Annotated in this window: 21 protein-coding genes; 15 read left to right on the forward strand and 6 right to left on the reverse strand. The window is 71.3% G+C overall.

The features are described from left to right. Positions 1-4: 4 nt before the first annotated feature. Complete coding sequence (locus ACH4U8_RS01370; protein ID WP_360317737.1) at positions 5-877, reverse strand: DUF1206 domain-containing protein; 873 nt, start codon at positions 875-877, stop codon at positions 5-7. Between the two features lie 142 nt (positions 878-1,019). Continuing rightward, positions 1,020-2,201 carry an acyl-CoA dehydrogenase family protein gene (locus ACH4U8_RS01375; RefSeq protein WP_395775506.1) on the reverse strand — a complete coding sequence of 394 codons (1,182 nt, stop codon included), beginning with the start codon at positions 2,199-2,201 and terminating at the stop codon, positions 1,020-1,022. Between the two features lie 98 nt (positions 2,202-2,299). On the opposite strand from ACH4U8_RS01375, the gene yidD reads away from it, so the two are divergent. After that, a complete protein-coding gene (gene yidD / locus ACH4U8_RS01380; protein ID WP_395775507.1) occupies positions 2,300-3,004 on the forward strand; it encodes a membrane protein insertion efficiency factor YidD in 705 nt (234 codons plus the stop codon). Between the two features lie 52 nt (positions 3,005-3,056). On the opposite strand, the gene rsgA is transcribed toward yidD, so the two are convergent. From rsgA to ACH4U8_RS01395, 3 genes are all read right to left on the reverse strand, one after another. Beyond that, a complete protein-coding gene (rsgA, locus tag ACH4U8_RS01385) occupies positions 3,057-4,163 on the reverse strand; it encodes a ribosome small subunit-dependent GTPase A (RefSeq protein WP_395775508.1) in 1,107 nt (368 codons plus the stop codon). 236 nt (positions 4,164-4,399) lie between these two features. After that, complete coding sequence (locus tag ACH4U8_RS01390) at positions 4,400-5,770, reverse strand: YihY/virulence factor BrkB family protein (protein WP_360317729.1); 1,371 nt, start codon at positions 5,768-5,770, stop codon at positions 4,400-4,402. A gap of 111 nt (positions 5,771-5,881) precedes the next feature. Beyond that, positions 5,882-6,418, reverse strand: a complete 537-nt coding sequence (locus ACH4U8_RS01395) for a MarR family winged helix-turn-helix transcriptional regulator (protein WP_360317727.1) — start codon at positions 6,416-6,418, stop codon at positions 5,882-5,884. Between the two features lie 225 nt (positions 6,419-6,643). Here ACH4U8_RS01395 and ACH4U8_RS01400 point away from each other — a divergent pair, with 225 nt between their 5' ends. From ACH4U8_RS01400 to ACH4U8_RS01450, 11 genes are all read left to right on the forward strand, one after another. After that, the gene (locus tag ACH4U8_RS01400; RefSeq protein ID WP_355541009.1) at positions 6,644-6,727 is read left to right on the forward strand and encodes a putative leader peptide; all 84 of its coding nucleotides are present in this window, start codon (positions 6,644-6,646) and stop codon (positions 6,725-6,727) included. Positions 6,728-6,860: 133 nt separating this feature from the next. Continuing rightward, positions 6,861-8,558, forward strand: a complete 1,698-nt coding sequence (locus ACH4U8_RS01405) for a nitrite/sulfite reductase (RefSeq protein ID WP_395775509.1) — start codon at positions 6,861-6,863, stop codon at positions 8,556-8,558. After that, positions 8,555-8,803: a hypothetical protein gene (locus tag ACH4U8_RS01410; protein WP_395775510.1), complete on the forward strand. Its 249-nt coding sequence runs from the start codon at positions 8,555-8,557 to the stop codon at positions 8,801-8,803. Before ACH4U8_RS01405 ends, ACH4U8_RS01410 begins: the two co-directional genes overlap by 4 nt. Then, positions 8,800-9,498 (forward strand): phosphoadenylyl-sulfate reductase, encoded by a 699-nt coding sequence (locus ACH4U8_RS01415; RefSeq protein ID WP_360317721.1) that lies wholly within the window; start codon positions 8,800-8,802, stop codon positions 9,496-9,498. Before ACH4U8_RS01410 ends, ACH4U8_RS01415 begins: the two co-directional genes overlap by 4 nt. Before the next feature lie 55 nt (positions 9,499-9,553). Further along, positions 9,554-10,480 carry a sulfate adenylyltransferase subunit CysD gene (cysD, locus tag ACH4U8_RS01420; RefSeq protein ID WP_360317719.1) on the forward strand — a complete coding sequence of 309 codons (927 nt, stop codon included), beginning with the start codon at positions 9,554-9,556 and terminating at the stop codon, positions 10,478-10,480. 2 nt (positions 10,481-10,482) lie between these two features. After that, complete coding sequence (locus ACH4U8_RS01425) at positions 10,483-11,829, forward strand: GTP-binding protein (protein ID WP_360317717.1); 1,347 nt, start codon at positions 10,483-10,485, stop codon at positions 11,827-11,829. A 131-nt stretch (positions 11,830-11,960) separates the two neighbouring features. Next, on the forward strand, positions 11,961-13,100 hold the full coding sequence (locus ACH4U8_RS01430; RefSeq protein ID WP_395775511.1) for an ABC transporter substrate-binding protein: 1,140 nt from the start codon (positions 11,961-11,963) through the stop codon (positions 13,098-13,100). A gap of 84 nt (positions 13,101-13,184) precedes the next feature. Continuing rightward, on the forward strand, positions 13,185-13,982 hold the full coding sequence (locus ACH4U8_RS01435; RefSeq protein ID WP_360317713.1) for an ABC transporter ATP-binding protein: 798 nt from the start codon (positions 13,185-13,187) through the stop codon (positions 13,980-13,982). Continuing rightward, positions 13,969-14,892, forward strand: coding sequence for an ABC transporter permease (locus ACH4U8_RS01440; RefSeq protein ID WP_395775512.1), 924 nt, complete (start codon positions 13,969-13,971; stop codon positions 14,890-14,892). Before ACH4U8_RS01435 ends, ACH4U8_RS01440 begins: the two co-directional genes overlap by 14 nt. A gap of 8 nt (positions 14,893-14,900) precedes the next feature. Next, positions 14,901-15,638: a CbiX/SirB N-terminal domain-containing protein gene (locus ACH4U8_RS01445; protein ID WP_360317709.1), complete on the forward strand. Its 738-nt coding sequence runs from the start codon at positions 14,901-14,903 to the stop codon at positions 15,636-15,638. Positions 15,639-15,673: 35 nt separating this feature from the next. Beyond that, positions 15,674-16,561, forward strand: a complete 888-nt coding sequence (locus tag ACH4U8_RS01450) for a phosphotransferase enzyme family protein (RefSeq protein WP_395775513.1) — start codon at positions 15,674-15,676, stop codon at positions 16,559-16,561. Positions 16,562-16,584: 23 nt separating this feature from the next. Here the strand turns inward: ACH4U8_RS01450 and ACH4U8_RS01455 are convergent, their stop codons facing one another. Next, positions 16,585-17,703 carry an SAV2148 family HEPN domain-containing protein gene (locus ACH4U8_RS01455; protein ID WP_379989569.1) on the reverse strand — a complete coding sequence of 373 codons (1,119 nt, stop codon included), beginning with the start codon at positions 17,701-17,703 and terminating at the stop codon, positions 16,585-16,587. A 588-nt stretch (positions 17,704-18,291) separates the two neighbouring features. On the opposite strand from ACH4U8_RS01455, the gene ACH4U8_RS01460 reads away from it, so the two are divergent. From ACH4U8_RS01460 to treY, 3 genes are all read left to right on the forward strand, one after another. Further along, the gene (locus ACH4U8_RS01460) at positions 18,292-18,495 is read left to right on the forward strand and encodes a hypothetical protein (RefSeq protein WP_360317702.1); all 204 of its coding nucleotides are present in this window, start codon (positions 18,292-18,294) and stop codon (positions 18,493-18,495) included. Positions 18,496-18,657: 162 nt separating this feature from the next. Continuing rightward, complete coding sequence (glgX, locus tag ACH4U8_RS01465) at positions 18,658-20,772, forward strand: glycogen debranching protein GlgX (RefSeq protein WP_360317699.1); 2,115 nt, start codon at positions 18,658-18,660, stop codon at positions 20,770-20,772. A 116-nt stretch (positions 20,773-20,888) separates the two neighbouring features. Continuing rightward, positions 20,889-23,180, forward strand: coding sequence for a malto-oligosyltrehalose synthase (treY, locus tag ACH4U8_RS01470; RefSeq protein ID WP_395775514.1), 2,292 nt, complete (start codon positions 20,889-20,891; stop codon positions 23,178-23,180). Positions 23,181-23,198: the final 18 nt, after the last annotated feature.

Consider the following 23,198-nt stretch of genomic DNA (forward strand, 5'->3'; position numbering starts at 1 on the left):
CGCCTCAGCGCACCCGCCGCCACAACGCCTCAGCCAGCGAATACAGCCCGAACACCGCCAGGCCCAGCGCGATCACCACGAGCAGCGCGGGCCCCACCGGTGTGTCGGCGAACGAGCGCAACGTCTCGTCGACCCCCTTGGCCCGATCCGGGTCGAACTTCACCGCGGCCACCACCACGAACACCCCGGCCGCGCCGAACACCACGCCTCGGCTGATCCCGCCGACCACCCCGAGCACATCCACCACGCGACGTTGCATCGGGCTCATCCGCCCGGTGTTCAACTTCTCCCGGAACCTGCGCAGCGCGTATCGCACCGCCATCCCGATCCCGACGCCGAGCAACACCGCCCCGGCCAGGCCGACCAGGTATCGGCCGCCGGACCACTCCAACGCCTTGGCGGTGAGGTCCTTCGAGGTCTTGTTGCTGCTGCCGCCCTGCCCCTGGCCCTGGTCCCGGCCCGCGTCGCTCGCGGTGAGGGTGCGGATCAGCGAGGCGACCACGAAGCCGTAGAAGATCGCCCGGCCCAGCGACATCAGGCGTTTGCCCGCCTTGCCGCCATCCGGCACGGCCTGCCCGAACACGGCCTCGACCAGCCGCCACAGGCACATCCCGATCAGCGCGACGACCAGCGCCCACAACATCGCCTCGCCGAACGGCTTGGCGCCGATCTCCTCGACGGCACCGCCGCGGTCGGCCTCCTGGTTCTTGCCCCCGACGGCGATCCGTACGGCGATGACGCCGACGAGGATGTACAACAGCCCGCGCGCGGCGAGGCCCGCCTTGGCAAGGCCGACCAGCACCCTGCTGTCGGCGGCCTGCCGCCCCGCGGCCTTGGCTTCCCGACCCGATTCCGCCATGGAGGCTGACGCCGACATGTCGTGATCCCCCCATACATACGGTGCGGAGTGTCTTGACGGCCGGGCCCGTGCGGCATCCGGCCGAGCAGACGTCTGCCCTGGCCGGGGCCGGACAAACGGCGCCCGAGGCCACGACGGGAGCTCCCGGGGGGAGTCGGGGTCAGTGGAAGGCGTCCAACCCGGTGAGTGCCTTGCCGATGACCAGGGTGTGCATCTCGGAGGTGCCCTCGTAGGTCAGCACCGACTCCAGGTTGTTCATGTGTCGAATCACCGGGTACTCCAGCGAGATGCCGTTCGCGCCCAGGATCGTGCGCGCCTGGCGGGCGATCGCGATCGCCTCGCGGACGTTGTTGAGCTTGCCGAAGCTGATCTGCTCCGGCCGCACCGCGCCCGCGTCCTTGCGCCGGCCCAGGTGCAGCGCGAGCAGGTGCGCCTTGCCGATCTCCACCGCCATGTCCGCCAGCTTGGCCTGGGTCAACTGGAACCCACCGATCGGCCGGCCGAACTGCTCACGCGTACGGGCGTAGTCCAGCGCGGACTCGAAGCACGAGCGCGCCGCGCCGACCGAGCCCCACACGATGCCGTACCGGGCCTCGCCCAGACACGTCAGCGGACCGCGCATGCCCACCACGTCGGGCAACACCGCGTCGGCCGGCAGCCGTACCTCGTCCAGCGTCAGTTCGCTGGTGATCGACGCGCGCAGGGACATCTTGTGCTTGATGTCGTGGGCCGCGAACCCGGCGGTGTCGGTGGGCACCACGAAGCCGCGCACGCCGTCCTCGGTCTGCGCCCAGATCACCGCGACATCGGCCACCGAACCGTTGGTGATCCACATCTTGCGACCGCTGAGCACCCAGTCGTCGCCGTCGCGCTTGGCGTGCGTGCGCATCGACGCCGGATCCGAACCGTGGTCGGGCTCGGTCAGGCCGTAACAACCCAGCGCCTCGCCGGCGGCCAGTCGGGGCAGCCACGTGCGCCGCTGCTCCTCGCTGCCGAAGCGGTGGATCGCGAACATCGCCAGCGAGCCCTGGACCGACACCAGCGAGCGCAACCCCGAGTCGCACGCCTCCAGTTCCAGGCAGGCCAGGCCGTACTGCACGGCGCTGGTCCCGGCGCAGCCGTAGCCCTCCAGGGTCATCCCGAGCACGCCGATCCCGCCCAGCCCACGCGCCAGTTCCCGCACGTCCGGCAACGCGCCGCGCTCGAACCACTCGGCCACGTACGGCGTGACCCGGTCGGCGCAGAACCGGCGCACGGTGTCCCGGATCGCCTTGTCCTCGGGGTCGAGCAGATCGTCGATGCCCAGCGGGTCCATCGGATCGAACGCGGGTGCCTTGGCCATGCGGGTGCCTCCTGAGGTGGGCCGGGAGACCCGAACGGCGCCGAACGGGTCCCGGTAGATTGCCCCGAACATAGATCCGGAACACGGGGAGCACCACCATGACCCAACCGCCACCGGAACCGCATCCCCTGTTCGGGGAGGGCGTGGGTGGACCCGGCGAGACGCCCGAGGAACGGCATCGCCGACTCCGCGAGGAAGAGGAGGAACGTCAACGCCGCCGCGACCGCCGCGAGGACCTCGCGGACGGCGCCGACGCCGTCAACGACATCTCCGGTGGCGGCGACGGGGGGCTGTTCGGTGGCGGCGGATCCGGCGGCGGAAGCGGCGGCTCCGGGGGAAGCGGCGGCTCCGGCGGCCGCGGCTCGGGCGGTGGAGACCGCGGTGGCTGCTTCGGCGGCGGCGGAAACGGTGGTGGTGGCGGAAGCGGCAGCAGCGGAGGAAGCGGCAGTGGAGGAAGCAGCGGCAGCGGTCGTGGTGGCAACGACTGCGGCTGCGACGTCTGCCTGCTCAGCCTCTTCTCGCTGCGCCTGGTGTGGATCACCCTGACCAGCCTGCTCCGCCCACGCGGTGGCCCGCCCGCCCGCCGACTCGGCGCCGCCGTCGAGCGCTACCGCACCGAGATCAGTCCGCAGACCCCACCGCGCTGCGCCTTCACCCCGTCGTGTTCGACCTACGGCAAGAAGGCCCTGCACCGGCACGGCGCGGTCCGGGGGACGTACCTGACCGCCCGTCGCCTCATCCGCTGCCGCCCCGGGGGCGGCGGCGTCGACCCGGTACCGCCCGCCCGGGGAAGGCGGCGCTGACCGACGCACGACCGACGGTCGGGGGTGGGCCGCGCCCACCCCCGACCCTTCATCACTTCTTCGGCGACGGCGAGCGGCGCATCTCCTTGTGGATCAGCTTCCACTCCCGGGCCCGTTCGGCCCGGATGCGGTGGTCCTCGCGCGAGGCGATCCAGCGTGCCTCCCGGAGCAGCTTGCGATAGCTGTCCAGTCGGCGCTGTGGCAGGTCGCCCGCCTCGATCGCGGCGAGCACCGCGCAGCCGGGTTCACTGTCGTGCGTGCAGTCGGCGAAGCGGCAGTCCTCGACCAGGGCGTCGATGTCGGCGAAGGTGCGATCCAGGCCCTCCCCGACGTCGTACATGCCGACGCCGCGCATGCCCGGGGTGTCCACGAGCACACCGCCGTTGGGCAGCGGCACCAACTCGCGCCACGTGGTGGTGTGCCGGCCCTTGCCGTCGCCGCGCACGTCCTGGACCGAGGTCACCTCGGCGCCCGCGAGCGCGTTGGTGAGCGTGGACTTGCCGGCGCCGGAGGTGCCGATCAGCGCCACCGTCTGTCCGGCGGTGTAGGCGTCCAGGACGTCCAGGCCCTCGCCGGTGAGCGCGCTGGCGACCACGACGTCCACGCCCATCGCCACCGCCTCGACGTCGGTGCGCAGATCCTCGGCGTCCGCCGCGAGGTCGGCCTTGGTGAGGATCACCAACGGCCGGGCTCCGCTCTCCCACGCGAGCGTGAGCAGCCGCTCCAGGCGGCCGAGGTCGGGCGCGACGTCCAACGGGACGGCGGCGCCGATCAGGTCGACGTTGACCGCGAGGACCTGGCCCGCCGAGCGCCCGGAGGCCTGCGAGCGCACCAGCGCGGTCCGGCGCTCCAACAGGGCGGCGACGAAGGCCTCGCGGCCGTCGTCGGGCAACTCCAGTGCGGCCCAGTCGCCTGTGCACGGCAGTTCGCCGGCGCCGTGCGCGGCCCGCACGGTGCCGTCGGCGGTGACCACCTCGCACAACGAACGGTCCACCCGGGCGATCCGTCCGGGGATCAGGCCGTGGCCGCGGTAGGGGGCGAATTCGGTGTCGCGGTCCGCGTCCCAGCCGTAGGCGGCGAGGACGTCGGAGGGCGATGCGACAGGGGTGTGCGAAGAAGCGGGGGTGCTGCGGGAAGCGTGGTGCTGCTGGGAAGACAAGCCGGTGGCCCTTCGAGGGGCGGATCCGCCGACCTGCGCGCCGTCACGACGAACGACGTGGCGCGGCTACGCGGTGCGAATCCGAGAGGTGGAGAAGTGGAATGAGGTCCAGCCCGTCCGGGCGACCGTCATCAAGGTCGTGTTCACGACATCCACCTCCCACCTGTTCCGTGCGGCCTCGGGCCGCGCTCTCGAGCACTGTGCGGGCCCAAGGGCCACCCGCAAAGCCTAGGCCATCACGACCGGTCGCGTCGAGCGTGTTCCTGCTCGCCGATCACCGGCCGACTCGGCCGCGGCGGCCACGCGGTGTCGTCCAGCGGCAGGCCGGGCAGTTCCTGTCCGGCCGGCATGTGCAGGCTCGGCGGTTGCTGGCCGTTGGTGGGCGGCGGACCCGGGGGGCGCGGCGGGCGGGACGGCATCCGGGGCGGATCGGCGGCGCGGCGGGCACCGTTGGTCCGGCCGTTGACCGTGCCCGGGTCGCTGCGTTTGGCGTCGCGCGCGTGGATCGCCCAGCGCTCGGGGAATTCGGACGGCGGCTCGGCGATGTCGGGGAGTTCGCCGTGGATGACGGTGTCCTCCATCTCGTCGTGCTCGTCCGACAACGGCGTCCAGTCGCCGGGGTTGCCGCGGTGGCGACCCGAGCGCAGGTGCTCCATGGCCGCGGCGATCTCCTCGGCGGCCTTCTCCTTGTCCCGCTCGGCCCGCGCCTGCGCGGTCTCCTGGCTGGGCCACACCTGGTCGATCGCGGCGTTGACGGCCGCGCCGATCAATACGGCCATGGCCGCGAAGTACATCCACACCATGACCGCGACCGGGGCCGCCAGCGAGCCGTAGACGGTGGGGCCGTCGATGGTGGTGGCGAGGTAGACGCGCAGCAGGAAGCTGCCGACGATGCACAGGAGCAGCGCGACCAGCGCGCCCGGTATGTCCTCGCGCCACGGCGTTCGCACCGGCACCGACACGTGATAGAGCGAGGTCAGGAAGCAGACCGACAACACCACCAGGACCGGCCAGTACAGGATGTGCACGGTCCCGGCGAAGTGCGGGAACGCCTTGACCACCAGCTCGGGGCCGGCCACCAGGAGCGGGATCAGGAACATCCCGAGCAGCAGGCCGACCACGTAGAGGGTGAAGGAGAGCAGCCGGGTGCGCACGATGCCGCGCTTGCCGGACAGGCCGTACATGATCGTGATGGTGTCGACGTAGACGTTGAGCGCGCGCGAGCCGGACCACAGGGCGATCAGGAAGCCGGCCGAGATGATGTCCGCGCGCCCGGAGTCGAACACGTCGTTGACCAGGGGCACCACCACCTGCTCGGTGCTCTTGCTGGAGAGCACCGACCCGGCGGCCTTGACGATGTCGGCCTTGAGGTCGTTGACGGTGCTGCCGCCGATCATGCCGTGCAGGTAGCCGACGGTGCCGGCGAGCCCGAGCAGCAGCGGGGGCAGCGAGAGCAGCATGAAGAACCCGGCCTCGGCGGCCAGGCCGGTCACCCGGTGGTTGAAGCAGGAGATCACCGTCTCGCGGAGTATCCGCCACAGTGCGCTCCGCAACCGGATGCGACCGGCCCCTCGCAGACGAGGTCGTTGTTGGTAGTCCGCTGCCACCCCTTTAAGGTATCCGGCCGGGGGCCCGGCATTCGCCAAGTCGCCGTCCGGGTGATTTCCACCTTCGGGCAAGGGTGGCGCCGACTCGCCGGCGCCGGGGGTCCCGGCCGGTCAGCGGCCGGCCACCAGCACCCCGGAGAGCCTGCTGAGCACCCGGGCCGCAGTGCGCAGTTCCTCGGCCGGCAGGTCGGCGAACGCGCTCTCCCAGCTCTCCCGGAACAGTGCGTCGAGCCGGTACAGCTCACGCCGGCCGGCGGGGGTCAGTCGCACCACCGAGCCGCCTCGTCCGCGCCCGGCGCGCACCGCCTCGACCAGGCCCTCGCGCCCGTGCACGTCGAGCAGGTCGCGCACGGCCGATCCGGACAGGCCGAGCACGCGGGCCAGCCGCTCGTTGTCGAGGTCGAGTTCGTCGGCGAGCGCGGCGAGCAGCCGATAGCGGGTACCGTCGGCATCGACGTCGAGGGGGCCGGCCTGCCCGGCACGATCGGCGCGGATCGCGGAGAGGAAACCGTTGAGGGCGTAGCGCAGCGTCTCGACCGCTTCCTCACGACGCGGCTCCGGCCGCTCGGAGGTGGATCCCGCGGCCGATTCGACCGTGCATACGGAACGTGTTCTGCGCCGGGGCGCGCCCAGAACCTCGCCTGGCATACCCATCAGCTCCTCGTCCACTGTGGTGCGTGGGCCGCATACCGTCCGGGGTAACGGAATCCGACCCCCCGTACCGTAACCAACCGCGGCGACGATCCATGCCGCGGCCGGTGTGGAAGATCAGCTTATCTCAACATGTGGGCACGCGTGTTCGACATGTGAGATGGGCGTTCGCATCTCGGACAGTGATGGACGGCTTTCCGTCACCATGTCAATCTTTGCGACATGTCACGCGCCGGTATTGCTCTCGTAGGTCGACTCCACGTCGACCTCGGACGCATGTCCAGCGCCGTCTGTTCGCCGGTCTGACGACCCGCCCGTTGCACCTGTCTGCCGGGCGCGCGGTCGCACCGGCACCACGACTCTCACGGCCGGTCCGGCGAGGGTGCGGCCGGATGCTCCCCCGTGCGTCCCCCACCGATCCGCCCGGAGGACGCTCCCCATGGCCGCCACTACCGACACCGCCGGCAGCGGTCCCCGCGCCCGCAAGACCGCTCGCCATCGCGGCGAGGGGCAGTGGGCCCTCGGCCATCACGAGCCGCTCAACGGGAACGAGCAGTTCAAGAAGGACGACGACGGTCTCAATGTGCGCGCGCGCATCGAGAATGTCTACGCCCATCGCGGCTTCTCCTCGATCGACCCCAACGACCTGCGCGGTCGGATGCGTTGGTGGGGCCTGTACACGCAGCGCAAGCCCGGGATCGACGGCGGCAAGACCGGTGTGCTGGAGCCGCACGAGCTCGACGACGAATACTTCATGCTGCGCGTGCGGGTGGACGGCGGCCGGCTGAACCTGGCCCAACTGCGGGCCATCGCCGAGGTCTCCGAGCGGTTCGGCCGCGGCACCGCGGACGTCACCGACCGACAGAACGTGCAGTTCCACTGGATCCGGATCGAGGACGTTCCGGAGATCTGGCGGATCCTGGAGGCCGTCGGCCTGTCCACCACCGAGGCGTGCGGCGACACCCCGCGCGTGGTGCTCGGCTCGCCGGTGGCCGGCGTCGCCGAGGACGAGATCATCGACGGCACCTGGGCGATCGACGAGATCAACCGGCTGTACATCGGCAAGCCCGAATACTCGAACCTGCCGCGCAAGTTCAAGACCGCGATCTCCGGATCGCCGCTGCTGGACGTCGCGCACGAGATCAACGACGTCTCCTTCGTCGGCGTCGTGCACCCCGAGTTCGGCCCCGGCTTCGACGTGTGGGTCGGTGGCGGGTTGTCCACCAACCCCAAGCTCGCGGTGCGACTGGGCACCTGGGTCCCGCTGGAGGAGGTGCCGCAGGTCTGGGAAGGCGTCATCTCGATCTTCCGCGACTACGGCTACCGCCGGCTGCGCAACCGCGCGCGGCTGAAGTTCCTGGTCGCCGACTGGGGGCCGGAGCGCTTCCGCGAGGTGCTGGAGAGCGAGTACCTCGAGCGCAAGTTGATCGACGGTCCCGCCCCCGAGGCGCCCGCGCAGGTGTGGCGCGACCACGTGGGCGTGCGGCCGCAAAAGGGCGGCGGCTTCTACGTCGGCTTCGCGCCGCGGGTGGGCCGGGTCGACGGTGCCACCCTCGGCAAGATCGCCGACCTCGCCGAGCGGCACGGCTCGGACCGGGTGCGCACCACGGTCGAGCAGAAGATGCTCATCCTGGACGTCGCCGAGGAGCAGGTCGCCTCGCTCAAGGAGGGCCTGGAGGCGCTCGGCCTGCGGGTGGACCCGAGCCCGTTCCGACGCGGCACGATGGCCTGCACCGGCATCGAGTTCTGCAAGCTGGCGATCGTGGAGACCAAGGGCCGCGGGATCCGGCTGATCGACGAACTGGAGCAGCGGCTGCCGGGCTTCGACCAGCCGATCACCATCAACATCAACGGTTGCCCCAACGCGTGCGCCCGGATCCAGGTCGCCGACATCGGCCTCAAGGGTCAGTTGGTGCTGGACGACGACGGCGCACAGGTCGAGGGCTACCAGGTGCACCTGGGCGGCGGGCTGGGCCTGGACCCCGGCTTCGGGCGCAAGATCCGCGGCCTCAAGGTCACTTCGGCGGGCCTGGCCGACTACATCGAGCGCGTGTTGCGCCGCTTCGAGGAGCAGCGCACCGAGGGCGAGCGCTTCGCCCAGTGGGCCGTGCGCGCGGCCGACGCGGACCTGTCGTGAGCGCCGCCGGTGGCGCCGAGCCGGGTCAGCGGGCCGTCCCGTTCTACTGCCCCTTCTGCGGCGACGAGGATCTTCGTCCGCACGAGGAGGGACACGGCACCTGGCTGTGCTCGGCCTGCCGGCGGGCGTTCTCGCTGAAGTTCCTGGGCCTGGTGTTCGCCGAGAAGCCCGGCCCGGCAAGCCCCGGCAACACCTCGGACGCCCCCGCACGAACCCCGTCGAGCACACCGGAGGAGGAGCGATGACCGTCACCGAGAGCACCGATCTCGAAGCGCTCGCGCAGCGCGCCGGCCTCGAACTGGAGGACGCGAGCGCGTCGGAGATCCTGGCCTGGACGCACGAGCGGTTCGGCCCGGCCTGGTGCGTGACGTCCTCGATGGAGGACGCCGTGGTCGCGCACCTGGCCTCGCGGGTGGCGCCCGGGGTGGATGTGGTCTTCCTGGACACCGGCTACCACTTCCCCGAGACCATCGGCACCCGGGACGCGGTCGCGGCGGTCTACGACGTCAATGTGATCACCGTGCACCCCCAGCTGACCGTTGCGGAGCAGGACGCCGAGTACGGCGCGGCCCTGCACGATCGCGACCCCGACGCGTGTTGCGCGATGCGCAAGGTGGCGCCGTTGGAGCGGTCGCTGACGAACTACCGCGCCTGGGCCACCGGGTTGCGCCGGGACGACTCGCCGAGCCGGGCGAACACCCCGGTGGTGTCCTGGGACGCGCGCCGGCGCAAGGTCAAGGTCGCCCCGATCGCCCGCTGGACGCAGGACGACGTGGACGCCTACGTGGCCGAGCACGGGGTGCTGACCAACCCGCTGCTGATGGACGGCTACGCCTCGATCGGCTGCGCGCCCTGCACCCGGCGGGTGGCCCCCGGCGAGGACGCCCGCGCCGGCCGGTGGGCCGGCAACGGCAAGACCGAGTGCGGGATCCACACATGAGCGGCCCGATACGCACCACGGCACCGTGCTCGACGAAGACGAAGGAGGGGTTGGCGTGACCACGACGATCGACAAGGGCACCGCACCCGGAGCCCTGACCCACCTGGACGCGTTGGAAGCCGAGTCCGTGCACATCTTCCGCGAGGTGGCGGGCGAGTTCGAGAAGCCGGTGATCCTGTTCTCCGGTGGCAAGGACTCGATCGTGATGCTGCATCTGGCGCGCAAGGCGTTCTGGCCGGCGCCGGTCCCCTTCGCGCTCCTGCATGTCGATACCGGACACAATTTCCCGGAGGTCATCGAGTATCGCGACCGGGTGGTGGCCGAGCACAACCTGCGGCTGCACGTGGCCAAGGTGCAGGACTTCATCGACAACGGCCGGCTGCGCGAGCGTCCGGACGGCACCCGCAACCCGTTGCAGACCGTCCCGCTGCTGGAGGCGATCGAGTCCAACCGCTTCGACGCGGTGTTCGGCGGCGGCCGGCGCGACGAGGAGAAGGCCCGCGCGAAGGAGCGGGTGTTCTCGCTGCGCGACGAGTTCGGCGCCTGGGATCCGCGCCGGCAGCGGCCCGAGCTGTGGCAGTTGTACAACGGCCGGCACCGCGTGGGTGAGCACGTGCGGGTGTTCCCGATCTCGAACTGGACCGAGCTGGACGTGTGGCAGTACATCGAGCGGGAGGCGATCGCGCTGCCGCAGATCTACTTCTCGCACGAGCGGGACGTCTTCGAACGCAGCGGGATGTGGCTCTCGCCCGGCGAGTGGGGCGGGCCCAGGGCCGACGAGGAGGTCGTGCGGCGCGTGGTGCGCTACCGCACGGTCGGCGACATGAGTTGCACCGGCGCCGTCGACTCCCCCGCCACGACGGTGGCGGACGTGATCGCCGAGATCGCAGTGAGCAGGCTGACCGAACGAGGGGCCACGCGCGCGGACGACAAGATGTCCGAAGCCGCGATGGAGGACCGCAAGCGCGAGGGGTACTTCTAGCCATGAGTGGGACTTCCGAGATTTCCCCGGACGCGTTGTCGGTCGCGGACGAGCGGGTGGGTCTGCTCCGGCTGGCCACCGCCGGTTCCGTCGACGACGGCAAGTCCACCCTGGTGGGCCGGCTGCTGCACGACTCCAAGTCGGTGCTGACCGACCAGCTCGAGGCGGTCACCCGGGTCAGCAACGAGCGCGGCCAGGAGGAGGCCGACCTCGCGCTGCTCACCGACGGGCTGCGGGCCGAGCGCGAGCAGGGCATCACCATCGACGTCGCGTACCGCTACTTCGCCACCGCCAAGCGCCGGTTCATCCTCGCCGACACGCCGGGCCACGTGCAGTACACGCGCAACATGGTCACCGGCGCCTCCACCGCCGAGCTGGCCGTGGTGCTGGTGGACGCGCGCAACGGCGTGGTCGAGCAGACCCGTCGGCACGCGGCCGTCGCGGCGCTGCTGCGGGTGCCGCACGTGGTGCTCGCGGTCAACAAGATGGACCTGGTCGACTACAGCGAGGAGCGCTTCGCCGAGGTCGCCAACACGTTCACCGAGTACGCCAAGGCGTTGGGCGTGCCGGACGTGCGCTCGATCCCGGTCTCCGCGCTGCGCGGCGACAACGTGGTGGACCCCAGCCCGCACATGGACTGGTTCTCCGGGCCGACGCTGCTGGAGTACCTGGAGACGGTGCCGGTGGAGACCGACCCGACGCTGGAGCCCGCGCGTTTCCCGGTGCAGTACGTGCTGCGTCCGCAGTCGGACGACGAGTACCGCGACTATCGCGGCTACGCCGGCCAGATCGCCTCCGGGGTGTTCCGGGAGGGCGACGAGGTCGTGGTGCTGCCGTCCGGACAGCGCACCTCGGTCGCGGGCATCGACCGGCTCGGCGTCGCGGTACGCCAGGCCCGGCAGGGCGAGTCGGTCACCCTGCGGCTGGCCGACGACGTGGACATCTCGCGCGGCGACCTGATCGCGCCGGTCGACTCGGCGCCCCGGCCCACCCAGGACGTCGAGGCCACCGTGTGCCACGTGGCCGACCGCCCGCTGCGCACCGGCGACCGGGTCCTGCTCAAGCACACCACCCGCACGGTCAAGGCGATCGTCAAGGACATCGCCTACCGCCTGGACCTGAACGCCCCGATCGAGGGCGTGCTGGGTCACGAGCAGCACCTGAACGAGCTGCGCGCCAACGACATCGCCCGGGTCGTCCTGCGCACGGCCCAACCGCTCGCGCTCGACGACTACGCCGTCGGGCGGCGCACCGGTTCCTTCCTGTTGATCGACGAGGCCGACGGCTCGACGCTCACCGCCGGCATGGCCGGCGCCGCGTTCGCCGCGCCGGGTCGATGTCAGGGCTGACTCGATCGCGGGTCTGACGACCCGCTGTTGACGCTCCGTCAGTCCCACCCGTGACATCGCCCGCCGCCGTCCACCACACACACGTCATCCCGGCCCGCGCACAACGCGCGGGCCCGAGGGAAGGTCCCCGCATGTCCGTTTTCAGGACAAACCGTCGCAGATCGACACGTACCGGCTTCGTTGCCGCCCTCCTCCTGCCGCTGCTCGCGTTGTCCGCGTGCGGCTACGGCGAGGACAAGAAGGACGACAAGAACAAGGCGCCGGCCGCGGGCGCGGCCCCGGCTTCCGGCGGCGCCAAGGCCGGCACCTCGGCCTCGCAGATCCGACTCGGCTTCTTCGCCAACGTCACGCACGCGACGCCGCTGATCGGTCTGGGCGAGGGCTTCTTCGCGAAGGAGCTGGGGACCACCGAGATCAAGCCGCAGGTCTTCAACGCCGGACCGGCCGCGATCGAGGCGCTCAAGGGCGGCTCGATCGACGCGACCTACATCGGCCCGAACCCGTCCATCTCCGGGTTCACCAGCACCAACGGCGAGTTGTTGCGGATCGTGGCGGGCGCCACCTCCGGCGGCGCGTCCCTGGTGGTCAAGCCGGGCATCAACCTGCCCGCCGACCTCAAGGGCAAGAAGATCGCCTCGCCGCAGCTCGGCGGCACCCAGGACGTGGCGCTGCGGGCCTGGCTGAAGAAGGCCGGCTACAACGTGGACACCTCCGGCAAGGGCGACGTGAGCGTGGTGCCCACCGACAACGCGCAGACCCTGGCCGCGTTCCAGAAGGGCGACCTGGACGGCGCCTGGCTGCCCGAGCCCTGGGCCACCCGACTCGTCCTGGAGGCGGGCGCCAAGGTGCTCGTGGACGAGCGCACGCTGTGGCCGGAAGGCAAGTTCGTCACCACCGACCTGATCGTGTCCACCAAGTTCCTCAAGGAGCACCCGGACACCGTCGAGGCGCTGCTCAAGGGCCAGGTCGCCGCGAACGACTGGGCCGCGAACAACCAGGACAAGGCCAAGGCCGCGGTCAACGCCAAGATCACCGAGTTCGCCGGCAAGCCGCTCGCGCAGAACGTGCTCGACGCGTCCTGGCCCAACATCGCGATCACCAACGACCCGCTCGCGGCCTCGCTGCAAAAGCTCTCCGACGACGGCGTCGCGGTCGGCGTGACCAAGAAGCTCGACATCCACGGCATCTACGACCTGACCATCCTGAACAAGGTCCTCGCCGCCGCCGGCAAGCCCCCGGTGAGCGACGGGGGTCTGGGCCCGAAGAAGTAGCGTTCGCGCCGCTTTCCGCCCGGGCCACCGCGCCCGGCCGAGCACTTCCCGCCCGACGCGCCCACCGAGAGAGGTGATCCGGACATGACCCAGACCATCAGCGAGGCCACGCCCACGGCCACGACCCCCGTCGAGACCGGCTACGCGGTCCGCCTCGACCAGGTCACCAAGGTCTTCGGCCGAGGCGGCGGCACGCCCGTCCTGGACGGCATCGACCTGACCGTCGCCCCGGGCGAGTTCGTCTGCCTCCTGGGCGCGTCGGGCTGCGGGAAGTCCACCCTGCTCAACCTGATCGCCGACCTGGACCGGCCCACCTCGGGCACCATCGAGGTCACCGGCGACCGCCCCGCGCTGATGTTCCAGGACCACGCGCTGTTCCCGTGGCTGACTGCGGGCAAGAACATCGAACTGGCCCTGAAACTGCGCGGTGTGCCGCGCGATCGGCGTCGGGCCGAGGCGAACGAGCTGCTGGAGCTGGTCCGCCTGGGCGGCGCGCACGACAAGCGTGTGCACGAACTGTCCGGCGGCATGCGCCAGCGGGTGGCCCTGGCCCGCGCGCTCGCCCAGGCCGGCGATCTGCTGCTGATGGACGAGCCGTTCGCCGCGCTGGACGCGATCACCCGGGACGTGCTGCACGACGAACTGACCCGGATCTGGGCGGAGACCGGCCGCTCGGTGGTGTTCGTGACGCACAACGTGCGCGAGGCGGTCCGGCTCGCCCAGCGGGTGGTGCTGATGTCCTCGCGCCCGGGCCGGATCGCCCGGGAGTGGACCATCGACATCCCGCAGCCGCGCCGGATCGAATCCACCGGCGTGTCCGAGCTGTCCGTCGAGATCACCGACCAGTTGAGAGGGGAGATCCGCCGCCATGGCCGCGCCTGATCTGACGAAGACCGACCCCGAGATAGGCGCCGACGCCGCGGACCGGCACGCCGAGGAGGACCTGGCCGGGCTCGAGGCCGGCCTGGACGCCCTGGAGAGCTACGAGAAGGAGCGCAAGCCCTTCTCCCGCGTGCTGCTGGAGAAGGTGCTTCCGCCGGTCGTCGCGATTCTGCTGGTGCTGGCCGTGTGGCAGATCGCCTACTCGATGGAGATCAAGCCCCGCTACGCGCTGCCCAGCCCACAGGACGTGTGGGACGCGTTCATGGTGCAGTGGAAGAAGGGCACCGTCTTCGACATCCTGTGGACCAGCCTCTCCCGAGGCATCCTGGGCTTCCTCATCGCGGTCGCGATCGGCACGCCGCTGGGCCTGATCGTGGCCCGGGTGAGCTGGATCCGGGCCGCGATCGGCCCGATCCTGTCCGGTCTGCAGTCGCTGCCCTCGGTGGCCTGGGTGCCGCCGGCGGTGATCTGGTTCGGCCTGAACAACAGCGCGATCTACGCGGTCGTGCTGCTGGGCGCGGTGCCCTCGATCGCCAACGGCCTGGTGGCCGGGATCGACCAGATCCCGCCGCTGTACCTGCGGGCCGGTCGGGTGCTCGGCGCCCGCGGCTTCAACAGCGTGTGGCACGTGATGCTGCCCGCGTCGCTGCCCGGCTACGTGGCCGGCCTCAAGCAGGGCTGGGCGTTTTCCTGGCGCTCGCTGATGGCCGCCGAACTGATCGCCGCCGGACCGGAGTTGGGGTCGGGGCTGGGCCAGTTGATGGACCAGGGCCGTGATCTGGGCGACATGCCGATGATGTTGACCGCGGTCTTCATGATCCTGATCGTGGGGATCGGCATCGAGATGCTGGTCTTCACCCCCGTCGAACGCCTGGTGCTGCGCCAGCGCGGCCTGGCCACGAGCAGGTAGCCCACGCCATGACTCCCGTTCCCCCGCTCCTGGCCGTCGCGCACGGCAGCCGCGATCCCCGGCACGCCGCGGCGATGGCCGCCCTGGCCGCGCGGGTTCGCGCGCTGCGGCCGGGGCTGCGGGTGGACATCGGCTACCTGGACCACTGCGGCCCGCGGGTGCCCGAGCGACTGGACGAGTTGGCCGACGCCGGCGCCGACAGCGTGATCGCGGTGCCGCTGCTGTTCACCCCGGCGTTCCACGCCAAGCAGGACGTGCCCCACGTGCTGCGCCATCGCCGGCTGACCGTGCGTCAGGCGGCCACACTGGCCCCTTCCCCGCTGCTGTTGGCAGCCTTGGACCGGCGCATGCGCGAGGCGGGTGTACGGCCCGGAGACAGCCGATACGGCGTCGTCCTGGCCACCGCCGGTTCCACCGACCCGGAGGCGAACGCGGTGACCACCATCGTCGCGCGGGAGTGGCGGCGTACCGGTTGGTGCGCCGTGGTCCCCGCGTTCGCCTCCGTCCACCAGGGCTCCACGATCGGCGCGGCGATCGAGGAGTTGCGCACGCTGGGCGCCGAACGCGTCGCCGTCGCGTCGTGCATGCTGGCCCCGGGCATCCTGCCGGACCGCATCCTCCGACAGGCCCTGGCCGCCGGGGCGGAGCCGGTCACCGAGCCGGTCGCGGACACCGAGGAAATCGCCCGATTGGTGCTCGACCGCTACGACGCGGCACTGCCGGTGCGATCCCGGCGCTCCGCCTGACCCCGAACCGGCTCGAACCGGCTACCATCACCGGCGTGATCGACTCGGTGGCAGGCGAACGGTCGGTGCTCCTACGCGCGTGTGCGAAGGTCGCGGTGCCGGCCGCGGACGCCACGCTGCTCGCCTTCGGCGAGAACGCGGTGTTCGCCCTGCCGGGTGCGGGCCTGGTGGTCCGGGTGGCCCGCGGGGCACACATGGCCGAGCGGGCGCGCCGCGAGATCGCGGTCGCGTGCTGGCTCGCCGAACAGGACTTCCCGGCGGTACGACCCGCGCCGGGGATCGACCCGCAGCCGGTGTCCGTCGACGGCCGCCCGATCACCTTCTGGGAGTTGTTGTCGCCCGCCGAGCGCGAACCGGACGTCGTCGACCTGGCCCGACTGCTCAAGAAGCTGCACGCGCTGCCCACCCCGCCGTTCGCGCTGCCCGCCCGGGCCCCGCTCGCGCTCGTGGAGACCTGGCTGGATTCGGCCGACGCCGCCGTGGGGTTGGAGGATCGCCGCTATCTGTTGGCCCGCCGGGACGCGTTGGAGGCGGCCTGCCGCGAGCTGACCCCGGCGCTGGAGCCGGGCCTGATCCACGGCGACGCGCTGCTGCGCAACGTCGGCGTGCACGGTGGCCGGGCGCTGCTGCTGGACTGGGAGACCGCGGCCCACGACCTGCGCGAGTACGACCTGGTGCTGACCCCGATGGCCGCCGCGCGCTACGGCCTGCCCGACGGCGCGCAGCGACGGTTCGCGAAGAAGTACGGATTCGACGTCACCGAGTGGCCCGGCTACCGGGTGCTGCGCGACACCCGCGAACTGGCCGCCACCGCGTGGGTGGCCCAGCACGTGCCCGGCAACCCGGCGGCGGAGGAGGAGTTCCACCACCGGGTCCGCACCCTGCGCACCGACGACCCGGACGCCCGCTGGCACGCGTTCTGACCGGGCCGCGACCGCGAGCGCGCTCAGGACGTGCGCTTGCTGTCCACCCACTGTTGCTCGAACTCCTCCTGGAACAACGGGTAGAGCCCGCGCGTCTCGGCCGCGTGCGCGCGCAGCACGAACGCCGGTGACTCGACCCCGCGCGCGTGCCGCAGGTACGGCTGGATCAGGCCCACGTCCCCGTCCACCAGGTACGCGGCGAACCGGGGCGCCTCGTCGTACAGCCGGATCTCGATCCGTCGGGGCTCGCGCAGCTTCGAACGGATCCGGCGCAGGTGCAGGATGTTGAGCGTGGTCATCCGGGACAGCAGTCCCTTCTTGATGCCCTCGTCCTTCTCCCGCTGCTTCATCGCGTCCCCGGCCGGGTTCAGGAACAACAACCGCATCTCGCAGCCGCTCGAACCCAGTCGGGTCAGGTCGCGCCCCGAGTAGTTCTGGCACAGCAGGTTGAGCGAGACGCCCATCGCGTCGATCCCGCGCGCGCCCTCCACCAGGTCGGCGAACGGCAGGCGGCGTTGCAGCGCGGAGCGGTCCTGGAAGACCCCCACCACGTCCGCGTAGCGCCCGGCGAACAGTTCCTCGACCGCGTCCAGGGCCAGCCGCCGATCGCCCCGCTCGGCGAGCGGGCCGTCCAGCATCGCCAGCACCCGTAGGCAGGCACGCTCGACCTGGGCCAGCACGTCGGGCGAGAGCACCCGGTTGCGGGCCACGATGTGCCGGCCGATCTCGACCTCTTCCAGGGCGCGTTCCAGCTTGCGTCGGTCCGGCAGGAACGGTTCGAAGCACCACCAGTTGCGCACCATCAGCTCGCGCAGTTGCGGCAGGGTCAGGAACGCGATCAGCTCGTCGTCGGCCGGGTCCACGATGTAGCCGCGCCGGCGACTCATCTCCCGCACGGCCTCGGCACGTTCGACCCATTCGTTCTGCGCGTTGCCGGCCGCCGCCAGCACCCAGGCACCGTCGTCGTGCGGGTGCTCGCCGGGCCCGTAGACCGGGATCAGCACCGCGCCGATCACCGCGCGCAGCCGCTGTTCGATCAGGTTCAGGTAGACGTACGCCCGGCCGGCCCGACGGGCCCGCAACAGCGCGCCCGCCCAGTCGTCCTCGGTCCAGGTCAGCGTCGCGGGGTCTATCCCGGGCATCGGGTCGGGCGGGCTCGAACCGTCCAGCACGGCCGTCCCGGTCGCCGCGTGCCGGGGCCCGGGCAACACCGACGCGTCGAACGCGAACGAGCCGCTGTCGGTGAGCCCGGCCGCCCCGCTCGCGGACTCGCCGTCCGCGTAGCCGGCGTACGGATCCGGGAAGGTGTCCCCGCCGTCGCCGAAGGTCGGGCCGTTCCCGCCGCCGAGGCCGGTCGTACTCGGGCCCTCCGCGGGATCATCGGTCGTCGAGGGTGGCGAGTCGGATTCCCGATCGGCCATCGCGTCCCATCCGTTCGTCGTCGAGCCGGAACCGAACGAGCGTATAGCGAAACCCGGTGACCTCGGGGAGCCCGCGCGGGCCGGGTCGCATACCCCGTTCGAGTGATGCACGCGCGGGCATTACCCGAATGGCGTAAGGCGATTGGGGGGACTCGACACGCTCTGGCAATTTCTGCCCGGCGGCACGATGACGTCTCGGAACAATTGCCGGACGGCAGAGGGTCTTCCCTCCACCTGTTCCGGACCGCAACCGGGACGGCTCGATGGTCCGTCTCATGCGGCAGGAACCGTGGCACCCAGGAGGTCGTCATGTTGGCCACGAACGGCAGGATCCCGGCGGGACGTACCGGCACCGAGGACGATTTCGCCAAGTACCGAGACGTCGTCGCGGACATCTTCGCGCACCACCACCGCGCCGAGCCCGCGGGCGCCGACGGCGCGGTGTGCTCGTGCGGCGACGTATGGCCGTGCCGAGAGGAAGTCCTCGCGGCGGAATTGCTCGACTGGATCTGATCCGGTGCGCGCAACCGATCGGTGGCACAGCGCGCACGCCCACCGATCCGGCTCGAAATCCACCCGACCGGGGGACGCCGGAGCAGATCTCGCACATGAATCCGGTTCGGTACGGGAGACTGCAAGCTGCCGAAGCACGATCCGCGACAAAGCAGGTTGCTCATGCAGGTCTGGCCCGGTCATCCGTATCCGCTCGGCGCCACGTACGACGGCGCCGGCACCAACTTCGCGGTCTTCTCGGAGGCCGCCGAACGTGTCTGGTTGTGCCTGCTGGACGAGGGCGGCGCCGAGCAGCGCATCGAGCTGCGCGAGGCCGACGCGTTCGTCCGGCACGCCTACCTGCCCGGTGTCCAGCCCGGGCAGCGGTACGGCTACCGCGTCCAGGGCCCGTTCGCCCCCGCCTCCGGCGCCCGGTGCAATCCGAACAAGCTGCTGCTCGACCCGTACGCCAAGGCGATGTGCGGCGAGGTGCACTGGCACGAGTCGATGTACGGCTACTCGTTCGAGCACCCGGACCTGATGAGCACCACCGACTCCGGGCCGCACACGATGGCCTCGGTGGTGATCAACCCCTGGTTCGACTGGGGCGACGACCGGCCGCCGCGCACCGAGTACCACGACACGGTGATCTACGAGGCGCACGTGCGCGGGCTGACCCGCACCCACCCGGGGCTGCCCGAGGAGATCCGCGGCACCTACGCGGGCATGGCGCACCCGGCGGTGATCGAGCACCTGGTGAGCCTGGGCGTGACCGCGATCGAGCTGATGCCGGTGCACCAGTTCGTGCACGACCACCGGCTCTCCGACCTGGGCATGCGCAACTACTGGGGCTACAACACGATCGGCTTCTTCGCGCCGCACGCGGCCTATTCGTCCACCGGCGAACGCGGGCAGCAGGTGCAGGAGTTCCGCTCGATGGTCAAGGCGCTGCACGCGGCGGGCATCGAGGTGATCCTCGACGTGGTCTACAACCACACCGCCGAGGGCAACCACCTCGGGCCCACGCTGTCCTTCCGCGGCCTGGACAACGCGTCCTACTACCGGCTCGCCGACGACAAGCGCTACTACCTGGACACCACCGGCACCGGCAACAGCCTGCTGATGCGCAGCCCGCACGTGCTGCAGCTGATCATGGACTCGCTGCGCTACTGGGTCACCGACATGCACGTGGACGGCTTCCGCTTCGACCTCGCGGCCACCCTGGCCCGGCAGTTCCACGAGGTGGACCGGCTGTCCTCGTTCTTCGACCTGGTCCAGCAGGACCCGATCGTGTCCCAGGTCAAGCTGATCGCCGAGCCGTGGGACGTCGGCGAGGGCGGCTACCAGGTGGGCAATTTCCCGCCGTTGTGGACCGAGTGGAACGGCAAGTACCGCGACACCGTGCGCGACTTCTGGCGCGGCGAGGAGCGCACCCTGGCCGAGTTCGGCTCGCGGCTGACCGGCTCCTCGGACCTGTACCAGGACGACGGCCGGCGGCCGATCGCCTCGATCAACTTCGTCACCTGCCACGACGGCTTCACCCTGCACGACCTGGTGTCGTACAACGGCAAGCACAACGCGGCCAACCACGAGGACAATCGGGACGGCGAGAGCCACAACCGGTCCTGGAACCACGGCGTCGAGGGCGAGACGGACGACCCGGACGTGCTCGCGCTGCGGGCCCGTCAGCAGCGCAACTTCATCGCCACCGTGCTGCTGTCCCAGGGCGTGCCGATGATCGCGCACGGCGACGAGTTCGGCCGCACCCAGCAGGGCAACAACAACGTCTACTGCCAGGACAACGAACTCGCCTGGGTCCGATGGCCCCAGGGCGAGGTGCCCGATCAGCTCGAATTCATGCGGATGATGACCCGGCTGCGGGCCGAGCATCCGGTGTTCCGACGCCGGCGCTTCTTCCACGGCAGATCCGTCCAGGGCACCCACGACGAGCTCACCGACATCGCCTGGTTCACCCCCACGGGTGAGGAGATGTCCGACGGCGACTGGTGGGCGGCCGCCGCCAAGTCGGTCGCGGTCTTCCTCAACGGCAACGCGATCTCCGAACCGGACCCGCGCGGCCAAAAGATCACCGACGACTCGTTCCTGTTGTTGTTCAACGCCTCGCACGAAACCGAGGAGTTCACCATCCCCGACGGCCTGGGCACGACCTGGACCGTCGTGGTCGACACGGCCGACGACAAGACCACGATGCACGAGCCGAAGACCCGGATGACCGTCGACGGCGGCTCCTGCCAGTCGGTCGAGCCCCGCTCGCTGGTGGTCCTGCAACGACCCTGAATCGGGCGGCCGGCCCCGGTCCGGCGGATCCCGGCGAACCGGGCCCGGCCGCGTCCGATCAGGTTTCACCACCCCGGCGGGTGGTAGCCCGGGGCCGTCCGGGGAAGCTAGTCCGCATGACCTCGTCGCCTTCGCAGCTCCCCACCGGGACCTATCGGCTCCAGTTGCAGCCCACCTTCGGGTTCGCCGAAGCTGCCGCCGCCGTGCCCTACATCGCCTCCCTCGGGGTCAGCCACCTGCACCTGTCGCCCGTCCTGCAGGCCGTGCCCGGCTCCACCCACGGCTACGACGTGGTCGACCACTCGCGCGTGTCCGCCGAACTCGGCGGCGAGGACGGGCTGCGCGAGCTGGCCGGCTCCGCCGCCGCACACGGGCTGGGCATCGTGCTGGACATCGTGCCCAACCACATGGCGGTGCCCGCGCCCGAGTCGCTCAACCGGCCGCTGTGGGAAACCCTGCGGGAGGGGCCGGACTCGCCCTACGCCCGCTGGTTCGACATCGACTGGTCCCGGCACGACGGCCGGGTGCTGCTGCCCGTGCTCGGCGGACCGGTCGAGGAGGTCGCCGACGAGTTGATCGTGGACGGCGACGTGCTGCGCTACCACGAACACGAGTTCCCGCTCCGGGCCGGCACCGACAAGCTCGCGCTCGACGAACTGCTCGCCGCCCAACACTTCGAACTCGCGCACTGGCGGCGCGCGGACAGCGAGCTGAACTACCGCCGGTTCTTCACCATCGCCGGCCTGATCGCCCTGCGTCAGGAGGACGACGAGGTCTTCGCCGCCACCCACGAGGTCGTCCTGCGGCTGGTCGACCAGGGGCTGGTGCAGGGGCTGCGGATCGACCACCCGGACGGGCTCGCCGACCCGCGCGCCTACCTGGCCCGGCTGCACGCCGCCGCGCCGAACGCCTGGATCGTGGTGGAGAAGATCCTCGCCGACGAGGAACGGCTGCCCGCCGACTGGGCCTGCCACGGGAGCACCGGCTACGACGCGCTGCGCCGGGTGGACAACCTGTTCGTCGACGCCGAGGGTGCCGAGCCGCTGCGGGCGCTGCACCGCGAGCAGACCGGGGTCAGGGAGGGCTTCGACTACCTCGCCCAGGAGGCGAAGGCCGAGGTGCTCGCGGGCGGCCTGGCCACCGAATTCGCCCGGCTGCGGCGCGCCCTGGACGACCTGGAACCGGTCGCGGGCGCCGGTGACATCGGCCGCGCCCTGCCGCCGCTGCTGACCGCGTTCCCCACCTACCGCCCCTACCCCGGCGGCGGTCCCGGCTCGATCGCGGCGATGGCCCGGGCGCTGACCGGGGTGCCCGGGCAGGTCTCCGAGGCGGCCCGCGAGATCGCCGAACTCGCGCTCGCCGACGGCGAGTTCGGCACCCGCTTCGGCCAGGTGGCGGCAGCCCTGGCGGCCAAGGGCGTCGAGGACCGCGCGTTCTACCGCTGGTACGGCCTGAGTTCGCTGAACGAGGTCGGCGGCGCCCCGGACTCGATCGGCCTGGACATCGCCGACTTCCACGCCGAATGCGCGCGAATGTCGCCCACCACGATGACCACGCTGAGCACCCACGACACCAAGCGCAGCGAGGACGTGCGGGCCCGGCTCGCGGTGCTCGCCGAGGTCCCCGAGGACTGGGCCGAACGGGTGCACACCTGGAACGACTGGTCCCGGCCGCACCGCTCCGAGTTCCGCTTCGGGCCGGACGGCTACGACACCTATCTGCTGTGGCAGACCCTGGTCGGCGCCTGGCCGTTGTCGCCCGACCGGGCCGTCGACTACCTGCGCAAGGCGATGCGCGAGGCGGCCCGGGCGACCACCTGGACCGACCCGAACCCCGACTACGAGGCGGCCACCGAGGCATTCCTGCGCGCCGTCCTGGCGGACGAGGAACTCGGTGCCGACATCGCCGAGTTCGTCACCGACCTGGATCGACCGGCCCGGGCCGTCTCGCTCGGCGCCAAGCTGGTCCAGCTCACCATGCCGGGCGTACCGGACGTGTACCAGGGCGGCGAACTGGCGCTGTACACGCTGGTCGATCCGGACAACCGGGCGCCGGTCGACTTCGGCCGCGAGCACACTCCCCTGGACGCGCTCAAGTTCCGCGTCACCCGCGCCGCGCTGGGCCTGCGCCGGGCACATCCCGACTGGTTCACCGGCACCTACGCGCCGCTGCTCGCCCGGGGCAAGGAGGCGCGACACGCGATCGCGTTCGTGCGCGGCGGCGAGGCGATCACCGTGGCCACCCTGCTGCCGGCCGGCCTCGCGGCCAAGGGCGGCTGGGGCGGCGCCCTGCTCCCGCTGCCGCCCGGTCGCTGGATCGACGCGCTGACCGGGAACCCGTACAGCGGCCAGGCCCGGCTGCGGCACATCCTGGAGGACCTGCCGGTGGCCCTGCTCACCCGCGGCTGACCCACCCGCGCTCCCTCC

This window comes from Embleya sp. NPDC020886 (assembly GCF_044333915.1).
GTDB lineage: Bacteria > Actinomycetota > Actinomycetes > Streptomycetales > Streptomycetaceae > Embleya.

What these genes read in the sequence shown, in the direction of transcription:
- ACH4U8_RS01375 (WP_395775506.1), bottom strand. Translation starts at nt 2,201, where the DNA reads ATGGCCAAGGCACCCGCGTTCGATCCGATGGACCCGCTGGGCATCGAC.
- treY (WP_395775514.1), top strand. Translation starts at nt 20,889, where the DNA reads ATGACCTCGTCGCCTTCGCAGCTCCCCACCGGGACCTATCGGCTCCAG.
- yidD (WP_395775507.1), top strand. Translation starts at nt 2,300, where the DNA reads ATGACCCAACCGCCACCGGAACCGCATCCCCTGTTCGGGGAGGGCGTG.
- ACH4U8_RS01400 (WP_355541009.1), top strand. Translation starts at nt 6,644, where the DNA reads ATGTCACGCGCCGGTATTGCTCTCGTAGGTCGACTCCACGTCGACCTC.
- ACH4U8_RS01370 (WP_360317737.1), bottom strand. Translation starts at nt 877, where the DNA reads ATGTCGGCGTCAGCCTCCATGGCGGAATCGGGTCGGGAAGCCAAGGCC.
- ACH4U8_RS01425 (WP_360317717.1), top strand. Translation starts at nt 10,483, where the DNA reads ATGAGTGGGACTTCCGAGATTTCCCCGGACGCGTTGTCGGTCGCGGAC.
- ACH4U8_RS01445 (WP_360317709.1), top strand. Translation starts at nt 14,901, where the DNA reads ATGACTCCCGTTCCCCCGCTCCTGGCCGTCGCGCACGGCAGCCGCGAT.
- ACH4U8_RS01440 (WP_395775512.1), top strand. Translation starts at nt 13,969, where the DNA reads ATGGCCGCGCCTGATCTGACGAAGACCGACCCCGAGATAGGCGCCGAC.
- ACH4U8_RS01455 (WP_379989569.1), bottom strand. Translation starts at nt 17,703, where the DNA reads ATGCCCGGGATAGACCCCGCGACGCTGACCTGGACCGAGGACGACTGG.
- glgX (WP_360317699.1), top strand. Translation starts at nt 18,658, where the DNA reads ATGCAGGTCTGGCCCGGTCATCCGTATCCGCTCGGCGCCACGTACGAC.
- ACH4U8_RS01405 (WP_395775509.1), top strand. Translation starts at nt 6,861, where the DNA reads ATGGCCGCCACTACCGACACCGCCGGCAGCGGTCCCCGCGCCCGCAAG.
- ACH4U8_RS01460 (WP_360317702.1), top strand. Translation starts at nt 18,292, where the DNA reads ATGTTGGCCACGAACGGCAGGATCCCGGCGGGACGTACCGGCACCGAG.
- ACH4U8_RS01430 (WP_395775511.1), top strand. Translation starts at nt 11,961, where the DNA reads ATGTCCGTTTTCAGGACAAACCGTCGCAGATCGACACGTACCGGCTTC.
- ACH4U8_RS01395 (WP_360317727.1), bottom strand. Translation starts at nt 6,418, where the DNA reads ATGCCAGGCGAGGTTCTGGGCGCGCCCCGGCGCAGAACACGTTCCGTA.
- ACH4U8_RS01435 (WP_360317713.1), top strand. Translation starts at nt 13,185, where the DNA reads ATGACCCAGACCATCAGCGAGGCCACGCCCACGGCCACGACCCCCGTC.
- ACH4U8_RS01415 (WP_360317721.1), top strand. Translation starts at nt 8,800, where the DNA reads ATGACCGTCACCGAGAGCACCGATCTCGAAGCGCTCGCGCAGCGCGCC.